Origin of the sequence: Desulfamplus magnetovallimortis (genome assembly GCF_900170035.1) — a bacterium.
Taxonomy (GTDB): Bacteria; Desulfobacterota; Desulfobacteria; order Desulfobacterales; family Desulfobacteraceae; genus Desulfamplus; species Desulfamplus magnetovallimortis.
In genome coordinates this window covers 4,762-11,917 of sequence record NZ_LT828555.1, presented here as the reverse complement: position 1 = coordinate 11,917, position 7,156 = coordinate 4,762, and the positions used below count along the sequence as shown (strand labels likewise).

General features: G+C 42.2%; 9 protein-coding genes. 5 read left to right on the top strand and 4 right to left on the bottom strand.

Annotated elements, in window-relative coordinates; all coding sequences use genetic code 11:
• Both MTBBW1_RS20805 and MTBBW1_RS20800 read left to right on the top strand, forming a co-directional pair.
• Positions 1 to 238, top strand: a 238-nt coding sequence (locus tag MTBBW1_RS20805; protein WP_139786849.1) for a helix-turn-helix domain-containing protein, incomplete at its 5' end; no start/stop codon positions are given.
• A gap of 200 nt (positions 239 to 438) precedes the next feature.
• Entirely contained in the window at positions 439 to 1,122 is a 684-nt protein-coding gene (locus tag MTBBW1_RS20800) for a 4Fe-4S binding protein (RefSeq protein WP_186441578.1), read from the top strand.
• Positions 1,123 to 1,516: 394 nt separating this feature from the next.
• On the opposite strand, the gene MTBBW1_RS20795 is transcribed toward MTBBW1_RS20800, so the two are convergent.
• The 4 genes from MTBBW1_RS20795 to MTBBW1_RS20780 all read right to left on the bottom strand — a co-directional run bounded on the left by MTBBW1_RS20795 (position 1,517) and on the right by MTBBW1_RS20780 (position 3,990).
• Positions 1,517 to 2,479 carry an esterase/lipase family protein gene (locus MTBBW1_RS20795; RefSeq protein ID WP_139786840.1) on the bottom strand — a complete coding sequence of 321 codons (963 nt, stop codon included), beginning with the start codon at positions 2,477 to 2,479 and terminating at the stop codon, positions 1,517 to 1,519.
• Positions 2,422 to 2,889, bottom strand: a complete 468-nt coding sequence (locus tag MTBBW1_RS20790) for a hypothetical protein (protein ID WP_080806753.1) — start codon at positions 2,887 to 2,889, stop codon at positions 2,422 to 2,424. Before MTBBW1_RS20790 ends, MTBBW1_RS20795 begins: the two co-directional genes overlap by 58 nt.
• Positions 2,890 to 2,971: 82 nt before the next feature.
• Positions 2,972 to 3,535, bottom strand: a complete 564-nt coding sequence (locus MTBBW1_RS20785; protein ID WP_245809501.1) for a MaoC family dehydratase — start codon at positions 3,533 to 3,535, stop codon at positions 2,972 to 2,974.
• Between the two features lie 29 nt (positions 3,536 to 3,564).
• The gene (locus tag MTBBW1_RS20780) at positions 3,565 to 3,990 is read right to left on the bottom strand and encodes a GNAT family N-acetyltransferase (RefSeq protein WP_080806751.1); all 426 of its coding nucleotides are present in this window, start codon (positions 3,988 to 3,990) and stop codon (positions 3,565 to 3,567) included.
• A 257-nt stretch (positions 3,991 to 4,247) separates the two neighbouring features.
• Between MTBBW1_RS20780 and MTBBW1_RS20775 the strand changes: the two genes are divergently transcribed.
• The 3 genes from MTBBW1_RS20775 to MTBBW1_RS20765 all read left to right on the top strand — a co-directional run bounded on the left by MTBBW1_RS20775 (position 4,248) and on the right by MTBBW1_RS20765 (position 7,144).
• A complete protein-coding gene (locus tag MTBBW1_RS20775) occupies positions 4,248 to 5,375 on the top strand; it encodes a histidine decarboxylase (protein ID WP_080806991.1) in 1,128 nt (375 codons plus the stop codon).
• Between the two features lie 79 nt (positions 5,376 to 5,454).
• Positions 5,455 to 5,847: an ACT domain-containing protein gene (locus MTBBW1_RS20770; protein ID WP_186441576.1), complete on the top strand. Its 393-nt coding sequence runs from the start codon at positions 5,455 to 5,457 to the stop codon at positions 5,845 to 5,847.
• 31 nt (positions 5,848 to 5,878) lie between these two features.
• Positions 5,879 to 7,144 carry a NupC/NupG family nucleoside CNT transporter gene (locus MTBBW1_RS20765; protein WP_080806747.1) on the top strand — a complete coding sequence of 422 codons (1,266 nt, stop codon included), beginning with the start codon at positions 5,879 to 5,881 and terminating at the stop codon, positions 7,142 to 7,144.
• The last annotated feature ends 12 nt before the right edge of the window (positions 7,145 to 7,156 follow it).

Here is a 7,156-nt window from a genome sequence, read left to right as displayed (position 1 = left end):
GGGTATCTCCTACAACCACTTGAACAAAATTGCAAAAGCCATTACAGGCAACACGGTCAAATCCTTCATTGATAACTTTGTCATTCTGGAAATCAAAAGGCAACTTGCTGTATCAGATATCTCCATCAAAGAATTAACTTACCTAATGGGGTTTGAAGAGCCGACCAATTTTGTAAAATATTTTAAAAAACATACCAGCCAGTCCCCCGCCCAGTTCAAGAAAATATTGAAAAAATAACGCACCAATTCGACTTTTACCATTCTTCGACAGGAATGCACCTATCCGGGATGTGCATTCTCATGTATTTTCATCTCCAGATTTCATGCGGAATACCCGCACTTAATCGAAGGGATTTTTGTTCTGGCCTTTTGAAAAGCCTAAAAGTCGGGGACGCCATAACGTTCCCAAACAACTCTTTCACCCCATGGAGGCAACACATGAGTCTAAACAAGAAAGTTCAACAAGCCCTGGAAATAATCGGGTCAGTTTCAATAACAACGCTGGACAAAGAGACCATGCACAGCCGCATTATCAGCATTTGCGGCTGTGATGAAGAGAACATCTATTTTCTGACAATGGTTATAAAACCATTTTATAGGCAGTTGAAGAAAAATCCGAATCTCGCTCTGTGCGGAATTTACCCATCAGGCCACAAAAGCGGGAAAAACGAGGTTGGGCAGCCCAGGTTTGAACCGGGATTTGCTTTGAGGCTTTCAGGTGAAGCTCGTGAAATTCATGAGGATGAGGTTAAGGAAAAAGCCGATGCCGGAAGCGAAATCCACAACTATTTTCTTGAGGATGCAGCCCGTTACCCAGCCACCCGTTTTTTCTGTATCAACAAGGGAAAAGGGGAGATATTTGACTATGATTTTGAGTTGGAACACCGGGATTACAAGCTGTTGCGAACACGTTTTGCCTTTGGTGGAGAAACGTTTAATGGTGCCGGTGCTCGCATCAACCCGGATACCTGCATCGCCTGCGGGGAGTGTTTTGATGTCTGCACATTCAAGGCCATCATTCCGGGAGAACCCTATCGTGTGGACGGCTTCCGTTGCGATGAATGCGGCAGTTGTTTCCAGATCTGCCCCCAGGAGGCCATTGAGGTGTCACTGACGATCTAAATCCTAATTACTGAAACTCGATAATTTATTGCGTCCTTGATAGTTACTCAAGAGTCGTAAGTTCTCAAATTCGTCACCATATATTGTGCTTTTTAATTGCTTGAAAGTACTATACTTTGTGCTCATTGAGATAACTTATGACTGATGAGATAGTTCCTCAAAATCGACATCTTATTGCTTGTTCAGAAGTTATTGCAGTTGTCTGAACCAGGATAACCAGGATGGATAGGATGCTCAGGATATGTGATCTTGCCTTATCTTGTTAATCTTGGAAATCCTGATTCAGACAGCGTTGACAAGGCTTACAAGATCATAGGTGTCGACTTTGAGTAGTTCTGGAACGGGAGAAAATCAACTTAAAGCTTAACTCCAAATCTCCATCAGCGAAGAGATTTCACTCCCGTAGTACCAACCATTCTTTCAGGGTTTTATAGACTTCAGAATGATTGAGCAGATCAAAATGGGTCATTCCTCGACAAGCAAACTGACGGGAGTCTGGAAAGCATAATTGAAATTGCGGATTCTTATGACGTCCCAATGCGCTGTTTACAGTTACCAGACCATCTCCAATTAAATCGTCACCCAGTTTGCAGGGTTCCCTGCTTGTGGCTCCGGCAATGGCATAACAGAGGAGACCTTCTGGTAAAGGCACTGGAGTTCTGATATCTCCTGACATCTTGAATCGATCCTTTCCTTTCCAGTCTTCGTCCAATACATTGCCATAGCATAAATCTGTAAGGCCACTGCTCCTGATTTTCCCCAGTCGGGCAAAAGGAGCACTGTAAGGGTTGGCTTCCAGAATAGTATCTATCCAGATGCCACCCTTCGCAAGTGGGGCCCCGTGGTGTGGAGTCCCCATAAATACGATTTTTTTAAGACTTTCCAGCCAGGTATGACAGGATAATTTGCCGTAATGACAGGCACTTCGGGAAACAAGGCCTCCCATGCTGTGTGCAACAATATACAGTTCTGCCGGTCTGGCCAAATGAGCATTAAGGCTTTCCATAAGATCCGCAAATTTTCTGCCATTTTCAGAAATATGAAGTCCGGTATTATAATGAAGGTATATGGTGGTCATTTCCAAATCAAAAGAGAGAGCTGCACCATGGTCGTGTCCCTTTCTGTTCCATTGCAGGTCATTCATGCAGGAGCCATGAAGCATGATGATCAGCTTGTCACTTGTTTGCGAAATCATTTCTGAGATTTCATCCCAGCTCAATGATTTCCCGTTACGACGAAATTCCATGGATATTGACAACGGGTTATTCCTGCTCTCCAGATAGTCACCAAGAACCCCGTTTAATGCGGAAAGCACAGCTTCACGATCTGAAGAGAAATTGTTTTTTTTATAAAACAAGTTTTTTTTGATTCATTATAAGAAGAGTCACCTTCTCCAGTACAAGAAAAGGCACTTTCTCCTGTACAGGAAGAGTTACTTTCTCCGGTACAGGAAGAGTCACTTTCACCAGTAAACAAAGTGTCTCTATCCTCTATCATGATACTCAATTTATTTAAGGCAGAATCCAGACACTTTCCGACAGCTTCTGTAATAGTGCGAACACCACTGTAGGCAATTCCCGTGATTCCTCCGGTCCTGGTCTGATTTTCTCCACCCATTATCCCGCCAAAACTTGTGATAGTGTGATGCATGGAATCAACAATGTCGGTAATGCCGACAATGGCATCAATCGTTAATTTACCTGCCCCCTGGATATCTTTCAAAGGAATCCCTGATTCTTTTACCATATTTTTTTCATATTTAATCATAGTTTTTCCATGTAAGGCATTACTCGACAAACTGATTTCATCAGTCAAAGGTCCTCTAAAGAACTGCCACGGTTATGACTCTTTAGTTTCGTGGTAAGGCAGCTTTGTTTGTAGGATCTCCCTCACTCAGCATAGCCTTGAGTATCCTTTTTTCAGACTCTTCCGGCACAATGCCTTTAAGTGTTGCTTCCGCAACTGTGATACCGTTTGGGTCTGTAAAAACTGCTTCCGCTTTTGCACGCCCCCTTTCGTCAATTTCGGTAATTGTAAAATCACATGTTACAGTATCTCCGGCATAAACAGGCTTGATGAATCTGATATTCAATCCAGAGGCAAGCCATCCTATCTGCCCCCCGATTTCAGTTATGATAGATGCAATCAGAAGGCCATGACATATAGGGCGTTTAAATTTTTTTACCTTTGCAAATCTCTCATCAAAATGCACAGGATTGTAGTCACGCGAAATTTCAGCAAATCTTATCACATCTTCATCGGTAAAAGTTCTTGAAATAGAAAAAGTATCACCTGTTCTCAATCCTTCAGCAGCTTTTATTCTGATATCCAGCATCTTTGTTCCAATTTCCCATCCCAAAGAGTTTATTTTAAAGTCTCCATAAAGTATTGATATGTAAAGACTTTCATGCATCGTTGTGATGTTCTCTTAATCATGAGGGTTTATATATGTGTAATATCAAGGAGCATTTTTATATGCTTGATATCGGCTTCAATAAATTCATCACCTTCTCTTGCAAACCCTCTTTTATGATAGAATGATTCAGCATGGGTTTGCGCATGAATATATACTTGATTGAGTCCCTTGTTCCTTGCAAGGTCAATGAGGCTGTTTAATATTTTTTCGCCAATTCCCCGTTGCCTGTATTCCTTAAGTATGGCCAGCCTTCCTATTTTTCCATCAGGCTTTATTCTGCCCGTTCCAATCGGAGCATTGTTTTCATCGTATGCAATGACATGGGCACAATCCGAATCCTCGCCATCCCATTCAATATCCCTTGGGACATTTTGTTCCAGACAAAAGACAGTTTCTCTTATAGTACGAAGTTCTGCTTCAGAATCTTCAAATGATGTTGTTTCTATTTTCATATTTTTTTTCGCCAATCTAAAATTTTTCTTATTTACAAGTTCTGTTCTTTTTTACTTGATCATAATGAAATTGGCTTGTTTAATCAAGGAACTACTGGTAATATTTGCAGTTGATTTGCCCTACTGCGCCTCCTTTGCCTGATATCATTCCGGAGGCTAAAATATCAGATTACAGCGGGGATTCCACGTATGATTGCCAGAGCGCCCCGATAAAAAAGTTTTCAAGTCAAAAAAAGATAACCAGAAAAAGGAACACCATGGAACTGAACCCCTCCGATACTCATCGACTTGAGAAGTTTCTCAATGAAATCAAAGATAAAACAGACTCTTTTCTGGGCTACCCTGTATCAAAGGATTTTGATTACAGGGGACTCTTTGAGTTTTTACAATATCCCCTGAACAACCTTGGAGATCCCTTCACAAAGAGTACCTGGCAAGTGGACAGCCGGAAGTTTGAACAGGAAGTCATCGAATTCATGGCCGAACTTTTCAGAGCCGAAGAGAACGACTTCTGGGGCTATGTCACAAATGGCGGAAGTGAAGGCAATCTTTATGGACTTTACCTTGCAAGGGAGCTTTATCCATCAGGGATTGCCTATTTTTCAAGGGAGACCCATTACAGTGTCAGTAAAAACCTGCATCTTCTGAATATGCGGCATATTATGATCCGCTCCAGCGAAAATGGCGAAATTGATTATGAAGATCTCTATGAGACCATCAAGATTCATCGGGATAAACCAGCCATCATTTTTGCCAATATCGGAACCACCATGACAGAAGCAAAAGACGATCTGACAAAGATCAGGGAAATACTTGACAGGCTGGTAATAACAGAACGCTATATCCATTCCGATGCAGCCCTTTGCGGAGGTCTTGCTCCTTTTATCACACCACGCCCTCCATTTGATTTTAAGGATGGTGCAGACAGCATTTCCGTAAGTGGTCATAAATCATTTGGCTCTCCGATTCCATGTGGCATTGTCATTGCCAGAAAACGAAATGTCAACCGCATTGCCCGTTCAATTGCCTATATCGGATCCTTAGATACCACCATCACAGGCTCTCGAAACGGATTAACTCCCATATTTCTATGGTATCTTATCAAAAAAGAGGGCATGGAGGGATTTAAGAAAAGGGTAAATGACGCCCTTGAGATGGCAGATTATACATTGCGTTGCCTTAAGAATATGGGAATTGATGCCTGGCGAAATCCCGATGCCATTACAGTGGTACTGCCTGAAGTACCGGAAATGATAAAGGAAAAATGGCAGCTTGCCACAGCAGATGGGAGGACACACCTGATCTGCATGCCCGGTGTCCGGCGGGAGCAGATTGACGAATTTGTTGAGGATTTAAAACAACACAGAGAAGTAGGCGGACATTAATTTTTTCCTATTTATCAGATTCATATAATACTACTGAATATCAATTAATAACTAATATATGGCTAAAAATGGATACCAAATGAAATTTATCATGATTGTTCATAGGGACAGCAAAGGACTGGTGGCTCAAATTTCAGAGCTTCTTGGTGTAAAAGATATCAATATTGACAGAATAGATGCTTTCTCAGAGAATGGCCTTGCAAGAATCAAGTTGCATACATCAGACAACGACATGGCGCTCAACATTCTTAATGAAGCCGGTTACAGGGCTGTACCCGATAACAATATCCTGTTAAAAATCGAGGACAGACCGGGGGCACTTGCACGGACGTCACGCCTTCTTTCAGACAATGACATTGACATCAGAAGTATTACCATGATTGAGCGGAATCAAGGGGAGAATGTGGTGGCTATTGTCACGGATAACGACGAAAAAGCAAGGGCAATCTTGAAGGAATCGCTGTTGACATAATCTATAATGATAAAATGAGAAATGCTATAAAATGATTTTCTTTCAAGCTATATTGGGTTTAACATTTTTTATATTGCTACCGTGGTGCATGAGCGATAATCGTACTAAAGTCCAGTGGGGAACAATTATTAAAGGTATTGTTATTCAGTTTGCTCTGGCTTTTATACTTTTAAACATTCCCTTTTTCAGGAATATATTCATGTCCCTTAACAGCGTGGTGCTGGGACTTCAGGAGGCATCCAAAGCAGGGACATCTGTGGTTTTTGGTTACCTTGGCGGAGCACAACTTCCCTTTGATGAAAAATTTCCGGGTTCATCCTTTATATTCGCTTTCCAGGCCCTTCCACTGGTGCTTCTGATCAGCGCCATATCCACCCTGTTATTTTACTGGAAAATCCTTCCCATGGTTGTTCAGGGATTTTCATGGGCACTTAAAAAAATATTCAAAATCGGAGGATCCGAAGGTCTTGGAATATCAGCCAATATTTTTGTGGGAATGGTTGAAGCTCCGCTTTTCATCCAACCTTACCTGAGCAAAATGACAAAAAGTGAAATCTTCTCACTCATGACCTCGGGCATGGCAACCATAGCAGGCACTGTGATGGTGCTTTACGCAACAATACTTGGAAATACAGTTCCCGATGTACTGGGTCATATTCTGGTAGCTTCCATTATCAGCGCTCCGGCAGCACTAACCGTGGCAAAAATCATGGTGCCTGAAACCGATAATGTCACAATATCCGCTAAGGTGACCATGAATGATCCCCCCATAAGTGCAATGGATGCCATAAGCAAAGGAACTGTTCAGGGGGTTTCGCTTCTTATTAACATTGTTGCCATGCTTATTGTTCTTATTGCTCTTGTTCATATAATTGATCTTATGCTGGGAATATTGCCGGATTTCAAAGGGGTTCCACTTACACTTCAAAGAATTCTGGGATGGGTGATGGCTCCTGTAACATGGCTTATGGGCGTTCCATGGCACGAAGCACATACTGCGGGAAGCCTTATGGGCATCAAAACCGCACTTAACGAATTTCTGGCATATTTGGAGTTAAGCAAACTTTCCGATGCAGCACTAAGTGATAAAAGCCGGCTAATCATGATCTATGCCATGTGCGGATTTGCAAACCCGGGAAGCCTTGGAATAATGATAGGGGGGATGGGAACCATGGCACCAGATAAAAGAGGCGAAATCACAAAACTTGGATTTCGTGCTCTTATTGCAGGCACCATTGCAACGTGCATGACAGGAACAGTGGTGGGAGTGATCATAACCATCACCAGAATTTGTTGAGATTCCATACAC

Excerpts from the sequence above, each read along its gene's own strand:
- MTBBW1_RS20800 (WP_186441578.1), top strand. The coding sequence starts at position 439 with ATGAGTCTAAACAAGAAAGTTCAACAAGCCCTGGAAATAATCGGGTCA.
- MTBBW1_RS20790 (WP_080806753.1), bottom strand. The coding sequence starts at position 2,889 with ATGATTAAATATGAAAAAAATATGGTAAAAGAATCAGGGATTCCTTTG.
- MTBBW1_RS20785 (WP_245809501.1), bottom strand. The coding sequence starts at position 3,535 with ATGCATGAAAGTCTTTACATATCAATACTTTATGGAGACTTTAAAATA.
- MTBBW1_RS20780 (WP_080806751.1), bottom strand. The coding sequence starts at position 3,990 with ATGAAAATAGAAACAACATCATTTGAAGATTCTGAAGCAGAACTTCGT.
- MTBBW1_RS20775 (WP_080806991.1), top strand. The coding sequence starts at position 4,248 with ATGGAACTGAACCCCTCCGATACTCATCGACTTGAGAAGTTTCTCAAT.
- MTBBW1_RS20770 (WP_186441576.1), top strand. The coding sequence starts at position 5,455 with ATGAAATTTATCATGATTGTTCATAGGGACAGCAAAGGACTGGTGGCT.
- MTBBW1_RS20765 (WP_080806747.1), top strand. The coding sequence starts at position 5,879 with ATGATTTTCTTTCAAGCTATATTGGGTTTAACATTTTTTATATTGCTA.